General features: G+C 67.8%; 19 protein-coding genes and 1 pseudogene. 6 read left to right on the forward strand and 14 right to left on the reverse strand.

Going from position 1 to position 18861, the window contains the following annotated elements; translation table 11 throughout:
* Positions 1-4 precede the first annotated feature (4 nt).
* The 3 genes from secF to yajC form a co-directional block, all read right to left on the reverse strand.
* Positions 5-1366, reverse strand: a complete 1362-nt coding sequence (gene secF, locus ABW137_RS32800) for a protein translocase subunit SecF (RefSeq protein ID WP_526406602.1) — start codon at positions 1364-1366, stop codon at positions 5-7.
* A gap of 4 nt (positions 1367-1370) precedes the next feature.
* A complete protein-coding gene (secD, locus tag ABW137_RS32805) occupies positions 1371-3254 on the reverse strand; it encodes a protein translocase subunit SecD (RefSeq protein WP_526406604.1) in 1884 nt (627 codons plus the stop codon).
* A gap of 70 nt (positions 3255-3324) precedes the next feature.
* Positions 3325-3735: a preprotein translocase subunit YajC gene (yajC, locus tag ABW137_RS32810; protein ID WP_526406606.1), complete on the reverse strand. Its 411-nt coding sequence runs from the start codon at positions 3733-3735 to the stop codon at positions 3325-3327.
* Between the two features lie 417 nt (positions 3736-4152).
* On the opposite strand from yajC, the gene gabT reads away from it, so the two are divergent.
* Together gabT and ABW137_RS32820 are read left to right on the forward strand one after the other, a co-directional pair.
* Positions 4153-5493: a 4-aminobutyrate--2-oxoglutarate transaminase gene (gene gabT, locus ABW137_RS32815; RefSeq protein WP_526406608.1), complete on the forward strand. Its 1341-nt coding sequence runs from the start codon at positions 4153-4155 to the stop codon at positions 5491-5493.
* Between the two features lie 2 nt (positions 5494-5495).
* A complete protein-coding gene (locus tag ABW137_RS32820; protein ID WP_526406610.1) occupies positions 5496-6929 on the forward strand; it encodes an aminobutyraldehyde dehydrogenase in 1434 nt (477 codons plus the stop codon).
* Here ABW137_RS32820 and ABW137_RS32825 read toward each other — a convergent pair.
* Positions 6910-7743: an alpha/beta fold hydrolase gene (locus ABW137_RS32825; RefSeq protein WP_526406612.1), complete on the reverse strand. Its 834-nt coding sequence runs from the start codon at positions 7741-7743 to the stop codon at positions 6910-6912. The two genes, ABW137_RS32820 and ABW137_RS32825, sit on opposite strands and share 20 nt — an antisense overlap.
* Positions 7744-7815: 72 nt before the next feature.
* Entirely contained in the window at positions 7816-8514 is a 699-nt protein-coding gene (locus ABW137_RS32830; protein ID WP_526406614.1) for a hypothetical protein, read from the reverse strand.
* Between the two features lie 798 nt (positions 8515-9312).
* On the opposite strand from ABW137_RS32830, the pseudogene ABW137_RS32835 reads away from it, so the two are divergent.
* Positions 9313-9858 (forward strand): annotated as a pseudogene (locus ABW137_RS32835) (GGDEF domain-containing protein); the annotation flags it as partial.
* Positions 9859-9890: 32 nt separating this feature from the next.
* Here ABW137_RS32835 and ABW137_RS32840 read toward each other — a convergent pair.
* The 5 genes from ABW137_RS32840 to ABW137_RS32860 all read right to left on the reverse strand — a co-directional run bounded on the left by ABW137_RS32840 (position 9891) and on the right by ABW137_RS32860 (position 12972).
* On the reverse strand, positions 9891-10286 hold the full coding sequence (locus ABW137_RS32840; RefSeq protein WP_526406616.1) for a DUF1304 domain-containing protein: 396 nt from the start codon (positions 10284-10286) through the stop codon (positions 9891-9893).
* Between the two features lie 47 nt (positions 10287-10333).
* On the reverse strand, positions 10334-11401 hold the full coding sequence (ruvB, locus tag ABW137_RS32845) for a Holliday junction branch migration DNA helicase RuvB (RefSeq protein WP_526406618.1): 1068 nt from the start codon (positions 11399-11401) through the stop codon (positions 10334-10336).
* A 2-nt stretch (positions 11402-11403) separates the two neighbouring features.
* Positions 11404-11997 carry a Holliday junction branch migration protein RuvA gene (gene ruvA, locus ABW137_RS32850; RefSeq protein WP_526406620.1) on the reverse strand — a complete coding sequence of 198 codons (594 nt, stop codon included), beginning with the start codon at positions 11995-11997 and terminating at the stop codon, positions 11404-11406.
* Positions 11994-12548 carry a crossover junction endodeoxyribonuclease RuvC gene (ruvC, locus tag ABW137_RS32855; protein WP_526406622.1) on the reverse strand — a complete coding sequence of 185 codons (555 nt, stop codon included), beginning with the start codon at positions 12546-12548 and terminating at the stop codon, positions 11994-11996. The genes ruvA and ruvC overlap by 4 nt, the downstream gene beginning before the upstream one ends.
* A 103-nt stretch (positions 12549-12651) precedes the next feature.
* Positions 12652-12972: a hypothetical protein gene (locus tag ABW137_RS32860; RefSeq protein ID WP_526406624.1), complete on the reverse strand. Its 321-nt coding sequence runs from the start codon at positions 12970-12972 to the stop codon at positions 12652-12654.
* Positions 12973-13127: 155 nt separating this feature from the next.
* Between ABW137_RS32860 and ABW137_RS32865 the strand changes: the two genes are divergently transcribed.
* Genes ABW137_RS32865 through ABW137_RS32875 form a run of 3 tightly spaced genes read left to right on the forward strand, consistent with a single transcriptional unit; the run spans position 13128 to position 15505 of the window.
* Positions 13128-14381, forward strand: coding sequence for a mechanosensitive ion channel family protein (locus tag ABW137_RS32865; protein ID WP_526406659.1), 1254 nt, complete (start codon positions 13128-13130; stop codon positions 14379-14381).
* Positions 14382-14390: 9 nt separating this feature from the next.
* Positions 14391-14846 (forward strand): VOC family protein, encoded by a 456-nt coding sequence (locus ABW137_RS32870; protein WP_526406626.1) that lies wholly within the window; start codon positions 14391-14393, stop codon positions 14844-14846.
* The gene (locus tag ABW137_RS32875; RefSeq protein WP_526406628.1) at positions 14846-15505 is read left to right on the forward strand and encodes an NAD(P)H-binding protein; all 660 of its coding nucleotides are present in this window, start codon (positions 14846-14848) and stop codon (positions 15503-15505) included. The genes ABW137_RS32870 and ABW137_RS32875 overlap by 1 nt, the downstream gene beginning before the upstream one ends.
* Here the strand turns inward: ABW137_RS32875 and ABW137_RS32880 are convergent.
* The 4 genes from ABW137_RS32880 to pdxS form a co-directional block, all read right to left on the reverse strand.
* Positions 15502-16257, reverse strand: a complete 756-nt coding sequence (locus tag ABW137_RS32880; RefSeq protein WP_526406630.1) for a YebC/PmpR family DNA-binding transcriptional regulator — start codon at positions 16255-16257, stop codon at positions 15502-15504. The genes ABW137_RS32875 and ABW137_RS32880 overlap by 4 nt on opposite strands.
* A 175-nt stretch (positions 16258-16432) precedes the next feature.
* Positions 16433-17014, reverse strand: coding sequence for a pyridoxal 5'-phosphate synthase glutaminase subunit PdxT (pdxT, locus tag ABW137_RS32885; protein ID WP_526406632.1), 582 nt, complete (start codon positions 17012-17014; stop codon positions 16433-16435).
* Positions 17011-17856, reverse strand: coding sequence for an acyl-CoA thioesterase II (gene tesB, locus ABW137_RS32890; protein ID WP_526406634.1), 846 nt, complete (start codon positions 17854-17856; stop codon positions 17011-17013). The genes pdxT and tesB overlap by 4 nt, the downstream gene beginning before the upstream one ends.
* Positions 17857-17879: 23 nt before the next feature.
* Entirely contained in the window at positions 17880-18821 is a 942-nt protein-coding gene (pdxS, locus tag ABW137_RS32895) for a pyridoxal 5'-phosphate synthase lyase subunit PdxS (protein ID WP_526406636.1), read from the reverse strand.
* Positions 18822-18861: the final 40 nt, after the last annotated feature.

Below are 18861 nucleotides of genomic sequence, written 5' to 3' on the forward strand. Positions count from 1 at the left end.
AGGCCTACCGACGGGTGTTTCGCTTACCCGATGGCCTACCGGTCGGACGGCTCGGTTTCGCGCCAGGCGCAGGCTTGTCAGGGGCAGGCTTGTCCGGGGCGGGTGCGGCGGCGCGCCGGGGTGTGGCGGCCACCGACACCTTGTCGGCTTCGGAGTCAGACCCGGCGTCACCGTCCAATTCGACCGCCCTCGTAGACGCGTTCTTGCGGCGGTTGAGGACGCGGCGGGTGTGCGAACGCACCAGATCGGTGCGCTCGCGCATGGCCACCAGCAGCGGCGTGGCGAAGAAGATCGACGAGTAGGTGCCGACGATGACGCCGACGAGCTGGACCAGCGCCAGGTCCTGCAACGTCCCGACGCCGAGCAGCCAGACGGCGACGACGATCAGCGCGACGATCGGCAGCACCGAGATGAGGCTGGTGTTGATCGACCGCATGAAGGTCTGGTTGATCGCCAAGTTGGCCTGTTCGGCGAACGTTCTGCGGGTGGTGTGCTCGAAGCCGTGGATGTTCTCCTCGACCTTGTCGAACACGATGACCGTGTCGTACAGCGAGAAGCCGAGGATGGTCAGCAGACCGATCACCGTGGCCGGGGTGACCTCGAAGCCGACCAGGGAGTAGACGCCCGCCGTGGTCACGACGTCGAACACCAGAGCGGCCAGCGCCGCGGCGGCCATGTATCGCTCATAGCGCACGGTGATGTACACCGTGACGAGGGCGAGGAAGACCACCAGCGCGATGAGCGCCTTCTGGGTGATCTGACCACCCCAGGTCTCCGACACGTCGGAACTGCTGACTTCGTCCTTGCTGGGTTGACCGTTGGCCCCCCTGGGCTGGAACGAATCGAACAGCGCGGTCCGCAGCTTTTCGTTGTCCGGGTTGCTCAGCTTCTCGGTCCGGATCTGAATGGTGGCCGAGCCGCCGTTGCCGACCTGGACCACCGATTCCGGTGCTCGACCGAGGGTCGAGGAGAAGACGTCCTCCACCTGCTGGGTGGTCACCTGGCCCTGCGTGCCCTCCGCGGGCATCGACACCTTGGTGCCGCCCTCGAAGTCGATGCCGAAGGTGAAGCCGCGCAACAGGATGCTGGCGAGCGCGATGACGATGATCGCACCGCTGATGCCGAACCAGAGCTTGCGTTTGCCGACCACGTCGAAGGCACCGGTACCGGTGTACAACCGGACGAAGAAGCCGTGCCTCGGCGCGGCGGAGCCGGGTGCACCCAGTTCCTTGGCACCCGATCCGTCCTCGAGGTCGTCGAGGGTGACGTCGTCGACGTCCCTGGCTGATTTGACGTCTTCGACGTCCTTGGCCGATTTGACGTCGTCTTTGGACAGAGACACGTCCTTCGATCCCTGCTTGGCCATGTCGCTATCTCCCTCCCGCTGACGTTGCGGCAGCTCTGCGTTCGCGCGCGATCTGCTGCACCGCCCCGAGCCCGTTGAACGCCGGCTTGGACAGCACCGCCGACTTCGAGCACAGGTACACCAGCGGCCACGTCACCAGGAACACCACGACGACGTCGAGGATGGTGGTGAGGCCCAGAGTGAACGCGAAGCCCTTGACCTGTCCGATGGCCAGCACGTAGAGCACTGCCGCAGCGAGGAAGCTGACGGCGTTGCCCGACAGAATCGTCTTCCTGGCCCTGGCCCAGCCTCGGGGCACGGCCGACCGGAACGAGCGGCCCTCGCGGATCTCGTCCTTGATGCGCTCGAAGAACACGACGAACGAGTCGGCGGTCGTACCGATGCCGATGATCAGACCCGCGATGCCCGCCAGGTCGAGGGTGTAACCGATGGATCTGCCAAGCAGCACCAGGATTGCGTAGACCATCGCACCGGAGGCCACCAGTGACAGCGCCGTGAGCAGACCGAGCACGCGGTAGTACAGCAGTGAATAGAGAAGTACCAGGCCCAGTCCGACGGCCCCGGCGAGCAGGCCTGCCCGCAGCGACGTCAAACCGAGTGTGGCGGAAACGGTTTCGGCCTCCGAGGACTCGAACGACAGCGGCAGCGAACCGTACTTCAGCACGTTGGCGAGTTCCCGGGCCGAATCGGCGGTGAACTGACCGGTGATCTGCGTGCGGCCACCGGGGATCGCCTCGTTGATCGCGGGCGCGCTGACCACCTGCGAATCCAGGGTGAACGCCGTCTGGGTGCCGACGTTGGCGGCGGTGAAGTCACCCCAGATCGTGGCGCCCTCACTCTTGAACTCCAGATCGACGACGTATTCACCGCGCTGTTGGTCGAGCCCGGACGTCGCGCCCGCGATCTGCTCGCCGCTCATGATCGACGGGGCCAGAAGATAGACCTGCTTGTGGTCCTGCGAACAGGTCACCAAAGGCAGATTCGGGTCGTCGTTGCCCGCCAGGACGTCCTCGTCGTTGCAGCGGGTGGCCTGGAACTGCAGCGCCAGGATCTGGATCTGTTGGTCTGCGCTCTGGCGAAGGGCCTTCTCGTCGGAGATCCGCTGAGCAAGGTCGGCGCGCGGATTGGGCGTCGCGGGCGGGTTCTGTCCGGGGGCGGGCGCAGGCGCCGGGCTCTCGCCGGGAGCAGGGGCGCCGGGGGACGACGACGGAGCCGGGCTGGGCGGGGCGGGGGTCGGGGCAGGCTCCTCCGGGTACGGGCGGGGCTGCGGTGCCGCAGGAGCGCCGGGGGCGCCCTCGGCGGGCGCGTCGGGAGCGCCCTCGGCGGGAGGTGCGGGTCGCGGCGGCTGCCCCGGCGTCGGCGGCGAAATCGGCGCTTCGGGCTCAGCGGGCGAGATCATCGGCGGCATCCCGGGGGGCATCCCTGGGGCGCCCGGCATTCCGGGCAGCCCCGGTGGCATCCCTGGGGCGCCGGGCGGTGCCTGCCCGGGCGGCGGTCCCTGGCCTTCGGCGGGAATGGCGTGGATGACCGGCCGGATATATAGCCGTGCCGTCTGCCCGAGGTTGCGCGCCTCGTTGCCGTCGTTGCCGGGAACGGTGATGACGAGGTTGTCGCCGTCGACCACCACCTCGGAGCCGGAGACGCCGAGACCGTCGACGCGGGAGGTGATGATCTCCTGCGCCTGGGCCAGCGCTTCGCGGGTGGGAGGGGTGCCGTCCGGGGTGCGTGCCGTGAGCGTCACTCGGGTGCCGCCCTGCAGGTCGATGCCCAGCTTGGGCTTGGCCTGCTTGTCTCCGGTGAGGAACACCAGCAGGTAGGCACCGATGAGCAGCACCAGGAAAAGCGTCAGGTAGCGGTAGGGATGCACCGACGCCGAAGGCGATGCCACGTTCTTGGTTCTCCTCAGATCAGTCCGTCAACCCCGGAAACAGTACGTGGTCGCGCTGAGTGGTCGGCTGTCAGTCTTTGGTGAGACGACCTGGGTCGCTGTTTGCTTCGCTGGCGGTGCCTGGCTTGTTGAGTTCCACCGCACCGGAGTTCTCGGTGGTGTCGGTCTCGTAATCGTCGTCGTCGAAGTCGTCGTCGTCCCGGTCGTCGTCCAGGCCGTCTTCGTCCTTGACGACGTCGCGGACGGCCAGCTTGGTCCACGTGGTGACGATGCCGGGCGCGATCTCGATGTCGATGGTGTCGTTCTCGACGGCGGCGATGGTCCCGTACTGACCGGACGTGGTCATGACCCGGTCCCCGACGGTCAGCGAGTTCTGCAGGTCGATGGTGGCCTGCATGGCCTTCTTCTGACGCCGCGACGCGAAGAACATGAACGCGCCCATGATGATCAGAAGAGGCAGGAAGATGGTCAGTTCGCCCATGGCAGCTTGCAGTCTTTCGTGTCGGTCGTGCGGTCACGGCGCCCGCACAGCATGATCCACGGGGCAACCTCGTCGTGCACCAGTGTGCCATCAACGCCGTCGACGGAAGACCGCCCCCGGCCCCGGACCTCGGCCGTTGGCGCTTCTCGACCCCGCCAGGCCGCACCGACGGCGACCGATTGCTGGGCCACCGAGAGCGGTTTCTGGCTGGCGGACCGGACCGTCTTCAAGTGAACCCTCTGCCCACTGAATTCGCGGCCCTTCAACCGTTTCAGATGCGCAATCATCCCTCCGGCGGGCCGCATACCGAGGATTCCGGTCGCACCCCAGGACCGGCCGACTAGGCTCTGCTGCACCGTCTCGACGTTCATCCGGCGTCGGATCGCCGCGTCGCTGCCACCCTCGCAGGAGTTTGAAGTGAGCACCCTCGAACAAAGCCGTCACCTCGCCACGGCCATCCCAGGCCCCAAGTCATCAGCGCTGATCAACCGCAAGATCGCGGCGGTCTCGCGGGGCGTCGGCAACACCATGCAGGTCTACGCCGCCCGTGCGGGGGGCGGCATCGTCGAGGACGTCGACGGCAACCGCCTGATCGATCTCGGTTCGGGCATCGCGGTGACGACCATCGGCAACGCATCGCCCCGCGTGGTGGACGCGGTCGCCGCTCAGGCAGCCGACTTCACGCACACCTGCTTCATGGTCACTCCCTACGAGGAGTACGTCGCCGTGTGCGAACACCTCAACCGGTTGACACCGGTCCTCGGCGAGAAGCGCTCCGCACTGTTCAACTCCGGTTCCGAGGCCGTCGAGAACGCCATCAAGATCGCCAGGACGTTCACGCGCAAGCAGGCGGTCGTCGCGTTCGATCACGCATACCACGGCCGCACCAACCTCACGATGGCACTGACCGCCAAGTCGATGCCCTACAAGCACGGCTTCGGGCCCTTCGCGCCGGAGATCTACCGCGCTCCCCTGTCCTATCCGTTCCGCGACGCCGAGTTCGGCAAGGAGCTCGCCACCGACGGAGAGTTGGCCGCCAAACGAGCACTGACCGTCATCGACAAGCAGGTCGGCGCCGACAACCTGGCCGCGGTCATCATCGAACCCATCCAGGGTGAGGGCGGCTTCATCGTGCCCGCCGAAGGCTTCCTGCCGACCCTGCTCGACTGGTGCCGCAAGAACGGCGTCGTGTTCATCGCCGACGAAGTGCAGACCGGGTTCGCCCGCACCGGGGCGATGTTCGCGTGCGAGCACGAGGGCATCGACCCCGATCTGATCGTCACCGCCAAGGGAATCGCCGACGGGCTTCCACTCGCGGCGGTGACGGGCCGCGCCGAGATCATGGACGCTCCGCATGCCAGCGGTCTCGGCGGCACCTACGGCGGAAACCCCCTCGCCTGCGCAGCGGCACTGGCCACCATCGAGACCATCGAGTCCGACGGCATGATCGAGCGCGCCCGCGAGATCGAGGCGTTCATGAAGGAGCGCCTCGGCAGGCTGCAGGCCGACGACGACCGCATCGGCGACGTGCGTGGCCGCGGCGCGATGATCGCCGTCGAGCTGGTCAAGTCCGGCACCATCGAGCCCGACGCGGAGCTGACGAAGGCATTGTGTGCGGGCGCGCACGCTGCCGGGGTCATCGTGTTGTCCTGCGGCACCTTTGGCAACGTGTTGCGCTTCCTGCCCCCGCTGACCATCAGCGACGAACTGCTCGACGAGGGTCTCGACGTGCTCGCGCTCGTCCTGAAGGACCTCTGACGATGACGACCGTGAAGAACTTCATCGGCGGCGAGCTGGTGGACTCGGTCGGCGGAGCGACGATGCCTCTGGTCGACCCCGCCACCGGTGAGCAGTACGGCACCGCCCCGGTGTCCAACGAGCAGGACGTCGACAACGCGTACGCCGCCGCCGCCAAGGCATTCAAGGACTGGAAGCGCGCCACGCCGTCGGTCCGCCAGAAGGCCCTCCTCGACTTCGCCGACGAGGTCGAGAAGGCCGCCGGGGATTTGGTGGCCGCCGAGGGCCGCAACACCGGCAAGCCCAATCACGTCACCTTGGCGGAGGAGATTCCGCCGATGGTCGACCAGATCCGTTTCTTCGCCGGGGCGGCAAGGATCCTCGAAGGCAAGTCGGCCGGTGAGTACATGGAGAACCACACCTCGTGGATCCGGCGCGAACCGGTCGGCGTCGTCGGTCAGGTAGCGCCGTGGAACTACCCGATGATGATGGCGATCTGGAAGTTCTGTCCCGCGGTCGCCGCGGGCAACGCCGTCGTCATCAAGCCGAGTGACACCACTCCGGTCACGACGGTGATGCTGGCCGAGTTGGCCGCCAAGCACTTTCCGCCGGGTGTCCTCAACGTCGTGACCGGCGACCGGGTCACGGGTGCCTCCGTCGTCGCACATCCCACCCCGGCGATGGTCTCGATCACCGGCTCGGTGGCGGCGGGCCGCGCGGTGGCGGTCAGCGCGGGTGGCCATCTCAAGCGCACCCATCTCGAATTGGGCGGGAAGGCACCGGTCATCGTGTTCGGCGACGCCGACATCGCCGCGGCGGCCGAGGGCATCGCCACGGCGGGCTACTTCAACGCCGGCCAGGACTGCACGGCGGCCACCAGGGTGCTTGCGCACGCCTCGGTGGTCGACGAACTGACCGCCGCGCTGGCCGAGCAGGCCAACGGCGCGACGACGACGTTCGGCAGGGCGGCCGACGACGAGGACGCCTGGGTGCCGCCGGTCAACAACGTCAACCAGTTGGAGCGGGTGCTCGGCTACTTCGACGACGTGCCCGACCACGCCACGGTCGCGGCGGGCGGACATCGCCAGGGCGACAAGGGTTTCTACGTAGCACCGACGGTCATCGGTGGTCTGCGCCAAGACGACCGGCTGATCCAGACGGAGGTCTTCGGCCCCGTCATCACGGTGCAGTCCTTCACCGAGGAGGACGACGCGCTGGAGAAGGCCAACGGCGTGGAGTTCGCGCTGGCCTCGTCGGTGTGGACCAAGGACGTGTCGACCGCGATCCGGATGTCGAACGCGTTGGACTTCGGGTGCGTGTGGATCAACACCCACATCCCGTTGGTTGCCGAGATGCCGCATGGCGGGTTCAAGTCGTCGGGCCATGGCAAGGACCTGTCGATGTACGGGCTCGAGGACTACACCCGCGTCAAGCACGTCATGGTCTATACGGGATAGGGACGTCGTCCCAAAACCCCCGAAGCGCCGTAAGGATGCCGTCGACGTCGAGCAGTAGCGGCGAGACGTGCCCGGTGCCGGCGACGCCCGTCACGCGGGCGTCGGGCATCGTCGCCGCCACCTTCTCGGCGTCCGATGGCTGCCAGCCCATCGCATCGTCGTTGGCGGCCATCAGCAACGTCGGTGCCGTCACCCGCGCGACGTCGGACTCCATGCCCGGTCGCCTCAACATCATCGACCGCATGGCGTGGAACATTCCGTCGCGATCGGCCGAGGCGAACGCCGCCATGATGGCGGCCGACCGATCGGGTTGGGCCTCGAGGGCTTGCGGCCCGATGAGTGCTTTCGACAAGGCCTTCATCAGTACCTTGCTTGGTCCCGCCATGCGGTAGAGCTGGACCAGCGGCCAGCACATCACCCACCGCTCCCTGGCGTTGAGTCCGTGCACCGGGGTGCCGATCGTGGCCAGTGTGCGGATGCGAACGGGCCGATGCGCGGCCAGTTGGATGCCGACGTGCCCGCCCCATGCGTTGCCGACCCAGTCGACGGGCTCGGCCAGGTTCGACCCGTCGAGCACTTCGGCTGCTGCGGCGCCGCATTCGTCGAAGGTGAAGTCACGGTGCACGGCGCCGCTTCTGCCGTGGGACGGACCGTCGACGGTGAACACCGTCCGGTCGCCGGCGAGGAGATCGACCAGCGGGCCCCACGACTGCGAGTCGATGAACAGGCTGTGCCACAGCACGACTGGTGGGCCGGTCCCGGTGCGCTTCACGTGCAGCCGGCCCAATCTGGTCGCGACGAACGACTCTGACATGACGACCTCGTCTACTCCGGAGACCGAAACGGTCGCGGGACCAACGACGCCCGGGCCTGTGCCCGCCCGCCGCTAGCGCGCGGCCGGGGTGCGCGTCTCGTCGCGCCTCGACAGCGGGTTGCGCCACTTCCGGCGCGGCCGCTTCTCCGCGCCGGTCGCCAGCACCTGGCCGTCGACGGGTGACGTCGTGGGACCCGTGGCGGGGTCGTACACGGCGCCTGCCGGTGACTCGACCACGTCGTCGTGGGTACCGCGCCGACCGGCCACCCGCTGGGCATGGGTGATGTCGCGGGCACTGCGCACCGACAACCGACCCAACGCCATGGCACCGAGGAACACGATGACGGCACCGAGACCGTAGAAGTAGGTCAGCTCGAGCCACGCCGCCTTCGTGTCGGTCTCCGCGACCGGTCGTCCGATCTCCCCGATCGTCAAGGTGGTGGCGGCGACCCGCCCGACCACGAACCATGCGCCTGCGATCACGCTCAACCAGCCGCCCAGCATGGCGGTCGCCCGGTTGCGCGACCTCACCAGCAACACGCCACCGACGACGGCGACGACTCCGGGCAGTACCTCCAGCCAACCGCGCGCCGCGCTCCACGCCGCCCCCTGTTCCGGGTTGTACGCGAAGTCGAAGGCGGGTCCCACGAACGGGACGAGAGCGCCCCACAAACCGAGCAGTGCGACGAGAAGTCCACTTGCCGCACCACGACTGCGCGGGATGGTCATCCGTCCGCCGTTCACACGCTCACCGGTCACCACGTCGTTCATCACGTCCTCCTGAGTTGCGGGCGGGGTACCCACTTCCACGTGCGCCTACGCAGCCGCCTCGGCTGCCGGCGGGACGTCAGCGCATCTGGTCCCCGTGATCGTCGGCAAGAGCCGGCGAACGCGCCGGAAGGACATGGAAGCGCTTTGCCGGTGCTCATATGAGCGACTGTTCGAACCTGCGAGCAAACCCCTGCCAGTTCTTGTACGATCCCTTTCGAGGGGGATCCGACCGCCGAGTCACCGGCCGATTCATCCCCTACGCATGGCACACGACGGCAAGGGTGCGCACACAAAGTGGATTGGATTCGCCGCTGGTGGCGGCAACCCGACCACTACAGATGGCTGTCCACGTACCTTGCGGCCCGCGACCTGCAACGGTTCGCGCGCTACATGATTGCGGCCATCGTCGCCTTGCTCGGCATCGTCCCGGTGCTGATGATGTTCACGCCAGCAGGCCCGGCCGGACCGGTCACGCGCGCGCTGGCCGTCGCCATTACGATTTGCTGCGCAGTGATGGCGGTGCTGTGGTTGCTGAGGTGGCCAACGCGCAGCCAGTCCACGGTGTTCGTCGTCGTAGCGAATGTCTGCATCGCCACGTCATGCCTGATCGAACGGTGGCCGGGCACCGGCATTCACGGCTGCACCGCCTTCGCGGCTCTGGCAGGCTACGTCGCGTTCTTCCACACCAGCCGGTATCTGACGTTCACGTTGGTCATGGCCGTGGCGACGGCGGTGACGTGCGCCGTCGGAATCATCGCCCAAGGCGACGTGGCACTCGCCGTGAGCAAGTTGGTGATCATGGTCGCCAGCATCCTTGCCGTGCCGTTCTGCGTGCAGGTCCTCGTCCACACCCTGGGCCTCGACGCGCTCAAGTCGGACACCGATCCCCTGACCGAACTGCCCAATCGCCGCGGCTTCCGCCGCTCGGTCCACGTCCTGGCCTCCGAGTCGACCCGCAACAGCACCGCGCACCTGACGGTGGTGATGGTCGACCTGGACGACTTCAAACGGATCAACGACACCGCCGGGCACGCCGCGGGCGACCAGACGCTGATCGCGGTCGGCGACATCCTCCGTCGGTCACGGCGCGGCGATTCGGTCGTCGCACGCGTTGGCGGCGAGGAGTTCGTGGTCGCCATGTCGGGCGATCGGAACGAGGCGATCGGGTTGGCCGAACGCATCCGACGCGAGATCGCTCAGACGCCATCGCGGGTCACCGCCAGCATCGGCGTGGCGAGTGGGTCGTTCTTCCGGATGGTGTCGCGTGAGATTCCCACCCAGGTCGACCGACTCGTCGACTCGGCCGACCGGGCCATGTACACGGCCAAGCGTGCCGGCGGTGACCGCGTCCACGTGGTCGGCAAGCCGCACGACGGCTACATCGAGAAGAGACCGATGGCCAGCAGGACCACGGCCACCAGAGGAAACGCGCCCTGGATGACGGCCGACCGGGCCTTGTCCGGCGACGAGGCCAGGAGCACGATCGCGGCTGCCAGCATGGAGCCGACGCCCGCGAAGAGCAACGCCACACCAGCGCCCACCAGGGTGCCGCCGGAGATCGTCAAGCCGATCCCCACCCCGGTCACCACGGCCAAGAAGAGGTTGTAGAAACCCTGGTTGTACGCCAACGGTTTGGTGATCTCGGCTTCCTCTTGGCTGGTCCCGAACGTCGCCCTCGTCCGAGGCGCGGTCCACAGGAACGACTCCAACACCCAGATGTACACGTGCAGGAGCGCGGCCAGCGCCGCGAATGTCACTCCAGCAGTGATCATTTCACTCCTCCGGTCGTCGTGTCATTGCCCAAGGTTCGCGCCGTCGACTACTCGAAAAGACCGGCTTGGCCGACGCCCGTCACCCCGCTGGGCGGGGTGATCCCCAGGTGAGTCCAGGCCTGTCGGGTGGCCACGCGACCACGCGGGGTGCGGGCGATCATGCCCGCGCGCACCAGGAAGGGTTCGCAGACCTCCTCGACCGTCGAGGCCTCTTCGCCGACGGCCACCGCGAGCGTCGACACCCCGACCGGGCCGCCTCCGAAGCTCCGCGTCAGCGCCGAGAGCACCGCGCGGTCGAGTCGGTCGAGACCGAGATCGTCGACGTCGTAGACCGCGAGGGCAGCCTTGGCGATGTCACGGGTGATCACCCCGTCGGCGCGCACCTCGGCGTAGTCGCGGACTCGACGCAGAAGCCGGTTGGCGATACGCGGCGTGCCACGGGATCGTCGCGCGATCTCAGCACCTGCGTCGGTACCCACCTCGATTCCCAGGATGCCGCCCGAGCGGGCCAGGACGCGTTCGAGTTCGGCGGGTTCGTAAAAGTCCATGTGCGCGGTGAACCCGAATCGGTCCCGCAGCGGTCCGGTCAGCGCACCGGACCGCGTCGTGGCACCGACGAGCGTGAAGGGCGCCACCTCCAGCGGGATCGACGTGGCCCCGGGCCCCTTGCCGACCACGACGTCGACACGGAAGTCCTCCATTGCGAGGTACAGCATCTCTTCGGCGGGGCGCGCGATGCGGTGGATCTCGTCGATGAAGAGCACGTCGCCCTCGACCAGGTTGGACAGCATGGCGGCCAGGTCACCGGCTCGTTCCAGCGCAGGCCCGGAGGTGACGCGCAGCGACGTGCCCAGTTCGCCTGCGATGATCATCGCGAGAGACGTCTTGCCGAGCCCGGGTGGCCCGGACAGCAGGATGTGATCGGGTGTGCTGCCGCGGTTCTTGGCGCCCTCCAGGACGAGTTGCAGCTGCTCGCGCACGCGCGGCTGGCCGATGAACTCCTTGAGCGAGCGGGGCCGCAAACTCGCGTCGACGTCCCCCTCGCCCACCGTCAGCGCCGAGGACACCTCGCGGTCGCTGGTGTCCTCGTGTTCCTCTTCGTCGAATCGACCCACGCCTAGCGACTCTTCCCCAGCAGCGACAGGGCCGCACGCAACGCGCCGGACGTGGTGGCGTCGGGATCCCCCGCCAGCACCTTGTCGGTGGCCTCCTCGGCCTGCTTGGCCGCAAACCCAAGTCCGACAAGGGCTTCGACGACCGGCATGCGCACCGCATGACCGACGGCGGCCACCGCGCCACCCGTCGACGCCACGGCGCCGATCTTGTCGCGCAGTTCGAGCACCAAGCGTTCGGCGCCGCGCTTGCCGATGCCGGGCACCCGGGTCAGCGCCGCGACGTCGCCGTCGGCCAGCGCCAGACGCAGCGCCTGGGCGTCGTAGACCGCCAGCGTCGCCAACGCGATCTTCGGCCCCACCCCGGAGACACCGAGCAACGTCGTGAACAGGTCACGTGCCTCGGGGTCGGCGAAGCCGTACAGCGTCATCGAATCCTCGCGGACGATCATCGCGGTGATCAGGCGCGCCTCGCTGCCGCGGCGCAGCGTAGCCAGCGTGGTCGGCGTGGTCATGACCTTGTAGCCGACGCCGGCGGCTTCGATGACGGCATGGTCGAGGGCGACGTCGATGACCTCGCCGCGAACGGAGGCGATCATCTGGCGGCCTTCAGCTTGGCCCGGTACTTGCGCTGCTGCTCGGCCGCCATGGCCTCGGCCTGCGCCATCCGGGCGATCATGGGCGCACGCCAGCAGTGACAGATGGCGAGGGCGAGGGCGTCGGCGGCGTCCGCAGGCGTCGGTTTGGTCTGCAGCGCAAGGATTCTGGTGACCATCTCGGTGACCTGGGCCTTGTCGGCGCGACCGTTGCCGGTGACGGCGGCCTTCACTTCGCTTGGCGTGTGGAAGTGCACGTCGATGTCCCGCTTGGCCGCGGCGAGCGCGATGACGCCACCCGCCTGGGCGGTGCCCATCGCGGTGTTCGCGTTCTGGTTGGCGAACACCCGCTCGATGGCGATCACGTCGGGAAGGTGGGTGTCCATCCAGTGTTCGACGGTGTCGCTGATCACCAGAAGACGCCGGTGTAGCGGTAGGTCGGACGGTGTACGCACCACGTCGACGTCCAACGCGATCACCTGACGGCCGCCCCGGCTCTCGATGATCGACAGACCGCAGCGCGTCAGTCCCGGGTCGACACCCATCACCCGCACCTGAAGACTCCTTAGTCCCGAACAACTGTTCGATACCTTAACCGCAGCCGACGACGGCTCGGGCGGTGACACGCCCACGAGTGTCGGACCGGGTCGGATTCGGTCAGATGACGAAGTGGCCGGATCGCCGCCCCTGCGCGATCTCCAGGGCCAGATCGTTGATCCTGGCCGTGGACCTGCGCCAGCCGCGGACCAGTTCGGTGTCGACCTCCTCGTGGTCGCGTTCGATCACGATCCGCCAGCGCGCCCCGAGCGCCTTCGACAGCAGCCAGAACGGCCACACCAGGAGGAATGGTGCGGCCAGGAGCAGACCCAGCCAGCCGAAGAAGTCGCCGAGGTCCAGCAGATCGGCGACGTCCCAGAACGGCCACCACCGTCGCTTCAGATTCCATTGAATGCCACTTGGATCGGAGACCACTGTCACGGCAACATCTTGCGTGCTGAAGGGCGGGATTGGCGTGAAAACCGCCCACGAATACGGGCGATGTCGCCGTCGAGGCGATGTGACGACGGAGGTGGCCGCCGCTACCGTCGGACCAAGACCGTTGCCCCCGATCCGTGAAAGTTGACCCCTTCTCCATGCCCGACGAGTCCGAACTCTCCTCCGCAACCAACCTTGCCGTCACTCTCGCCTGGGCCTCGGGCGCCGTCGTCGCGGCCTACGTGTTGGGGGTGGTCGTCAACAAGGCGCTGTTGCGGATCGGGAGGCGGAGCGCCCTGCTCAGGGACATCTCGACGCTGACCAGGATGCCGGTACGCGCGACGCTGATGGTCATCGGCGCCACCGTCGCCGTCCAGCGGACGTCGGACCTGACCGACGCATGGCGCGGCTGGGTGGATCACGCGTTGGTCATCCTCCTGATCGCCTCGCTGACGTGGATGGCGGCGACCTTCGTCGAGGTCGTCGAACGCCGCGCGATCGCCCGCTTCGGCGGTGGTGACGACGACATCACCGATGCCGACCGGCGGTGGCGCCGGGTCCGCACGCAGGTGACGGTGCTGCGCAGGCTGGCCGTCGCCGTGGTGGTCCTGCTCGGCACCGCCGCGATCCTGATGACGTTCCCGTCGTTCTCCGACATCGGTACGACGGTGTTCGCGTCGGCAGGCGTCCTGTCCGTGGTCGCCGGGCTCGCCGCGCAGACCTCGCTGGGGGCAGTGTTCGCCGGGATGCAGATCGCCTTCAACGGCGCCATCCGCGTTGGCGACGTCGTCGAGCTCGAACAGGGCCACTGGTGGGGCCGGATCGAGGAAATCACCCTGACCTACGTCGTCGTCCGACTCTGGGACGAGCGTCGACTAGTCCTGCCGAGCACGTACTTCACGACGACTCCGTTCGAGAACTGGACCCGCAACGCCACCGAGATCATGGGAACCGTCGAATTCGACGTCGACTTCTCCGTCCCCTTCCACGAGATGCGCGCCGAACTGGACCGCCTGCTCGCCGAGAGCGAGCAGTGGGACGGCCGTCGCGGCGTGCTGCAGGTGACCGACGCCGTCGGCGCCGTGGTGCGCATCCGGATCGTCGTGAGTGCACCGAACGCGGGCGCGCTGTTCGACCTCCGGTGCGCGGTCCGCGAGGGCATGGTCGACTGGGTAGCCCGCACCGGCGGCGTCGTCCCGACGCAGCGCATCGAGCCCGCCGAGCCGGACAACGAACCGGCGGCACCCCGCAAGGGCGGCGGGGCGACGGCCCGCGTGGGTTCGAACCTGTTCTCCGGCAGCCCCGAGGCCGATGCCCGGAACCGCGCGTTCGACGAGCGCTCCGAACCCGGGGACGACCTCGTCAGCGCGCAGACCGCCCGCGAGATCGGCGGCTTCCTCGGAGCGCGATAGTTTGGCAGGGTGACCGTTCCCGACTCCCCCATCCCGGCACCCATCCCCCGGTTTCACCTCGCCGTCCCCGTCGACGACCTCGACGCCGCCCGCCATTTCTACGGCGACGTCCTCGGGCTGAAGCAGGGCCGTAGCGCCGACTCCTGGGTCGACTGGAACCTGCACGGCCACCAGTTCGTCACGCACCTGGCACCGGGCCCGTCGGCGCGGGTGCACAATCCCGTCGACGGCCACGACGTCCCGGTGCCGCACTTCGGACTGCTGCTGTCGGTCCCCGAATTCCATCGCCTGGCCGAACGGTTGCGCGCGAACGGCACGGAGTTCGTCGTCGAGCCCTACCTTCGCTTCGAGGGACGGACTGGAGAGCAATGGACCATGTTCCTCCTCGATCCGGCGGGAAACGCCTTGGAGTTCAAGGCATTCGCCGATGATTCACAAGTATTCGCTACGGAAGGAAGTCACTGATGCGCGTCGTCATCGCCGGGGGCCACGGCAAGATCGCGTTGATCCTTGAGAAGCTGCTCGCCGACCGTGGCGACACCGTCGTGGGTTTGATCCGCAACCCCGACCAGGTCGACGATCTGCGCCAGGCAGGCGCCGAAGCCGTCGTCGTGGACATGGAGAAGTCCTCGGTGGAGGACGTCGCCGCTGCCCTCGCAGGCGCGGACGCCGTGGTGTTCGCCGCGGGCGCGGGCCCCGGCAGTGGCGCGGCCCGCAAGACCACCGTCGACCGCGATGCCGCCATTCTGCTGGCCGACGCCGCCCAGGCCGCCGGAGTCGGTCGTTATCTGATGGTGTCGGCGATCGGCGCCGACGGACCACCGCCCGAAGGATCGGACGAGGTCTTCACGGCGTACCTGCAGGCGAAGGCCGCCGCCGACGCTGCGGTTCGCGACCGCACCGATCTCAGCACGACGATCGTGCGCCCGGGCCACCTGACCGACGAGGACGGGACGGGTCGGGTACGCGTCGCCGAGTCGACGGGAAGCGGAAGCATCCCGCGGGCCGACGTGGCGGCGATCCTCGTCGCACTGCTGGATGCGCCCGCGACCGGTGGGGTCACCTTCGAGCTGATCTCCGGCGACGCCTCGATCGAGGAAGCGGTGTCCGCGCTCAGCGGTTAGTCCTCGTCGAGCTGCGCGGCGACCTCGTCGGAGATGTCGACGTTGGTCCAGACGTCCTGTACGTCGTCGCTGTCTTCGAGTGCGTCGACCAGCTTGAGCACCTTGCGGGCCCCTTCGAGGTCCACCGGCACGGACACCGACGGCTGGAAGCTGGCGTCGGCGGAGTCGTATTCGATGCCCGCATCCTGCAGCGCCGTCCGCACGGCGGTCAGATCGGTTGGCTCGGAGATGACCTCGAAGCTGTCGCCCAGATCGTTGACGTCCTCGGCGCCCGCCTCCAGAACGGCGGTCAGGACGTCGTCCTCGGTGAGCCCGTTCTTCTCCAGCGTGACGATTCCCTTGCGGGTGAACAGGTAGGACACCGACCCGGGATCGGCCATGTTGCCCCCGTTGCGCGTCATCGCGATGCGCACCTCGCTGGCGGCGCGGTTCTTGTTGTCGGTCAGGCATTCGATCAGCACGGCGACACCGTTGGGTCCGTAGCCCTCGTAGGTGATGGGCTGCCAGTCGGCGCCGCCCGCCTCTTCGCCGGCGCCGCGCTTGCGGGCGCGCTCGATGTTGTCGTTGGGGACCGACGTCTTCTTGGCCTTCTGGATGGCGTCGTAGAGGGTCGGGTTGCCGCCGGGATCACCGCCACCGGTCCGCGCGGCGACCTCGATGTTCTTGATCAACCGGGCGAACTCCTTGCCGCGGCGCGCGTCCTTGACGGCCTTCTGATGCTTGGTGGTGGCCCACTTGGAATGGCCGCTCATGCAGTACTACCTCTTCTTCTCCGCTACGAAGTCCGATCGACCAGTCTACGGGGACGTTAGTCCCCTCCGAGGTCGCCCTCGACGTAGTGCTGCGGATTGGGTGCGACGGCCGCGTTCCCCTTGCGATTTCGGCGCGTAAACGTTCGCTCACCGACCGTTCTCGCGCCCAAATCGCTCAGAGGGAGTCGACGAATAGGCGATGCACGCGGCGGTCGCCGGTCATCTCCGGGTGAAAGGCGGTCGCCAGCGTGCGGCCCTGCCGAACCGCGACGGGATGGCCAGCCGCACGCGCGAGCACCTCGACGGACGGCCCGACACGCTCCACCCACGGCGCCCGGATGAACACCGCGTGCATCGGCTCGTCGAGTCCCTCGAATTCGACGTCCTCCTCGAAGGAGTCGACTTGACGGCCAAAGGCGTTGCGCCGCACCGTCATGTCGATGCCGCCGAGTGGGAGGGCTTCGCGGCCGGGCACGCCAGCATCGGCGATCTCGGTGGCCAACAGAATCATCCCCGCGCAGGAACCGTAGGCCGGCATGCCGTCGGCGAGGCGAGCCCGCAACGGTTCCAACAGCTCGAACTCACGCAGCAACTTGCTCATCGCGGTCGACTCCCCGCCGGGAAGCACCAGGGCATCGACGGAGTCCAGCTCGGCCCGCCGCCGCACGGTGATGGCCTCCGCACCGGCCTCGGCAAGAGCCGCGAGGTGTTCGCGAGTATCGCCTTGCAGCGCAAGGACACCGACGCGCGCGATCACTTGGCGGGCGGGGTGAAGTCGCGCTTGTAGCGGGTCAGCCCCTCTTGCATCACCGATGCCACCATCTCGCCGTACTGGCTGAAGAGCTTGCCCTCGGTCAGGGACCGGCCACCGCACGCCGACGGCGAGGACTGGTCGTACAGCAGCCACTCGTCGGCGCGGAACGCGCGCATGAACCACATCGCGTGATCCAACGACGCGATCATGAGGTGCTTGCGCTCGTCGGGGTGGTTCACCTGGGCAGAACCGAGCAGGGTGAGGTCGCTGAGGTAGGCCAGCGCACAGATGTGCAGCACGGGATCGTCGGGGAGCGGATCGCGATGCCTGAACCACACCTGCTGCTGAGATGCCTTGCCTGGCAGAACCGCGACCTGATCGCGCGGGACGATGCGGACGTCCCATTCGGCGAACTGGGCGAAACCAGCGTCATCGAACGCCCCGCCGGACCGGAAGCCGGGCAGGTCGTCCGGCGGCGGCGCGGCAGGCATCGCGTCCTGGTGTTCGATGCCGCTCTGGTCGGTCTGAAACGATGCCGACATCGAGAAGATGGTCTCGCCGTGCTGGATCGCGCTGACCCGACGGGTGGCGAACGACCCTCCGTCGCGGAGTCGCTCGACGATGTACACGGTCGGGTTCCTGGCGTCGCCGGGCCGCAGGAAGTAGCCGTGCAGCGAGTGCACCTGGTAGCGAGGGTCGACCGTACGCACCGCCGAGACCAGTGACTGGCCGGCGACGTGGCCTCCGAAAGTGCGCTGCAGGAAGCCTGATTCGGGGCTGAACACCCCGCCACGGAACATGTTGACCTCGAGCTGCTCGAGGTCGAGGATCTCTTCGATCGACACGAGGTTGCCTGGGTCGCCGTCGCCTACCAACCGCGTTCGGCGAGCCGGTGCGGCTGCGCGATGTCCTCCACGTTGATGCCGACCATGGCCTCGCCGAGTCCGCGGGACACCTTGGCCAGCACGTCGGGGTCGTCGTAGAAGGTGGTGGCCTTGACGATGGCCGCCGCCCTGGCCGCCGGGTCACCGGACTTGAAGATTCCCGAGCCAACGAACACGCCCTCGGCGCCGAGCTGCATCATCATCGCGGCGTCGGCCGGGGTGGCGATGCCGCCCGCGGTGAACAGCGTCACCGGCAGCTTGCCCGCCCGCGCCACCTCGACCACCAGGTCATACGGAGCCTGCAATTCCTTTGCCGCGACGAACAACTCGTCCTCCGACAACGAGCCGAGCCGACGAATCTCACCGCCGATCTTGCGCATGTGGGTGGTGGCGTTGGACACGTCACCGGTCCCCGCCTCGCCCTTGGAGCGGATCATCGCCGCACCCTCGGTCAGCCGTCGGAGGGCCTCGCCGAGGTTGGTGGCGCCGCACACGAAGGGCACCGTGAACTTCCACTTGTCGATGTGATTGGCGTAGTCGGCGGGCGTCAACACCTCGGACTCGTCGACGTAGTCCACCCCGAGGCTCTGCAGGATCTGCGCCTCCACGAAGTGACCGATGCGCGCCTTGGCCATCACCGGAATGGTGACCGCTTCGATGATGCCCTCGATCATGTCCGGGTCGCTCATCCGCGAGACCCCACCCTGGGCGCGAATGTCGGCGGGCACCCGCTCCAACGCCATGACCGCGACGGCGCCAGCGCCCTCCGCGATACGCGCCTGCTCCGGGGTGACGACGTCCATGATGACGCCTCCCTTGAGCATCTCAGCCATGCCACGCTTGACGCGCGCGGTGCCTGTCTGCGAGGTGTCGGCGCCGCCGATACCCCGGTCGCTGCGCTGCTGCCCACCGGATTCCACGGTCATCTCCTTCGATTTAGTACCGATTCAGTGTAGTAGCCGGGCC

It is taken from the genome of Mycobacterium sp., from assembly GCF_040509115.1.
Lineage (GTDB): Bacteria > Actinomycetota > Actinomycetes > Mycobacteriales > Mycobacteriaceae > Mycobacterium.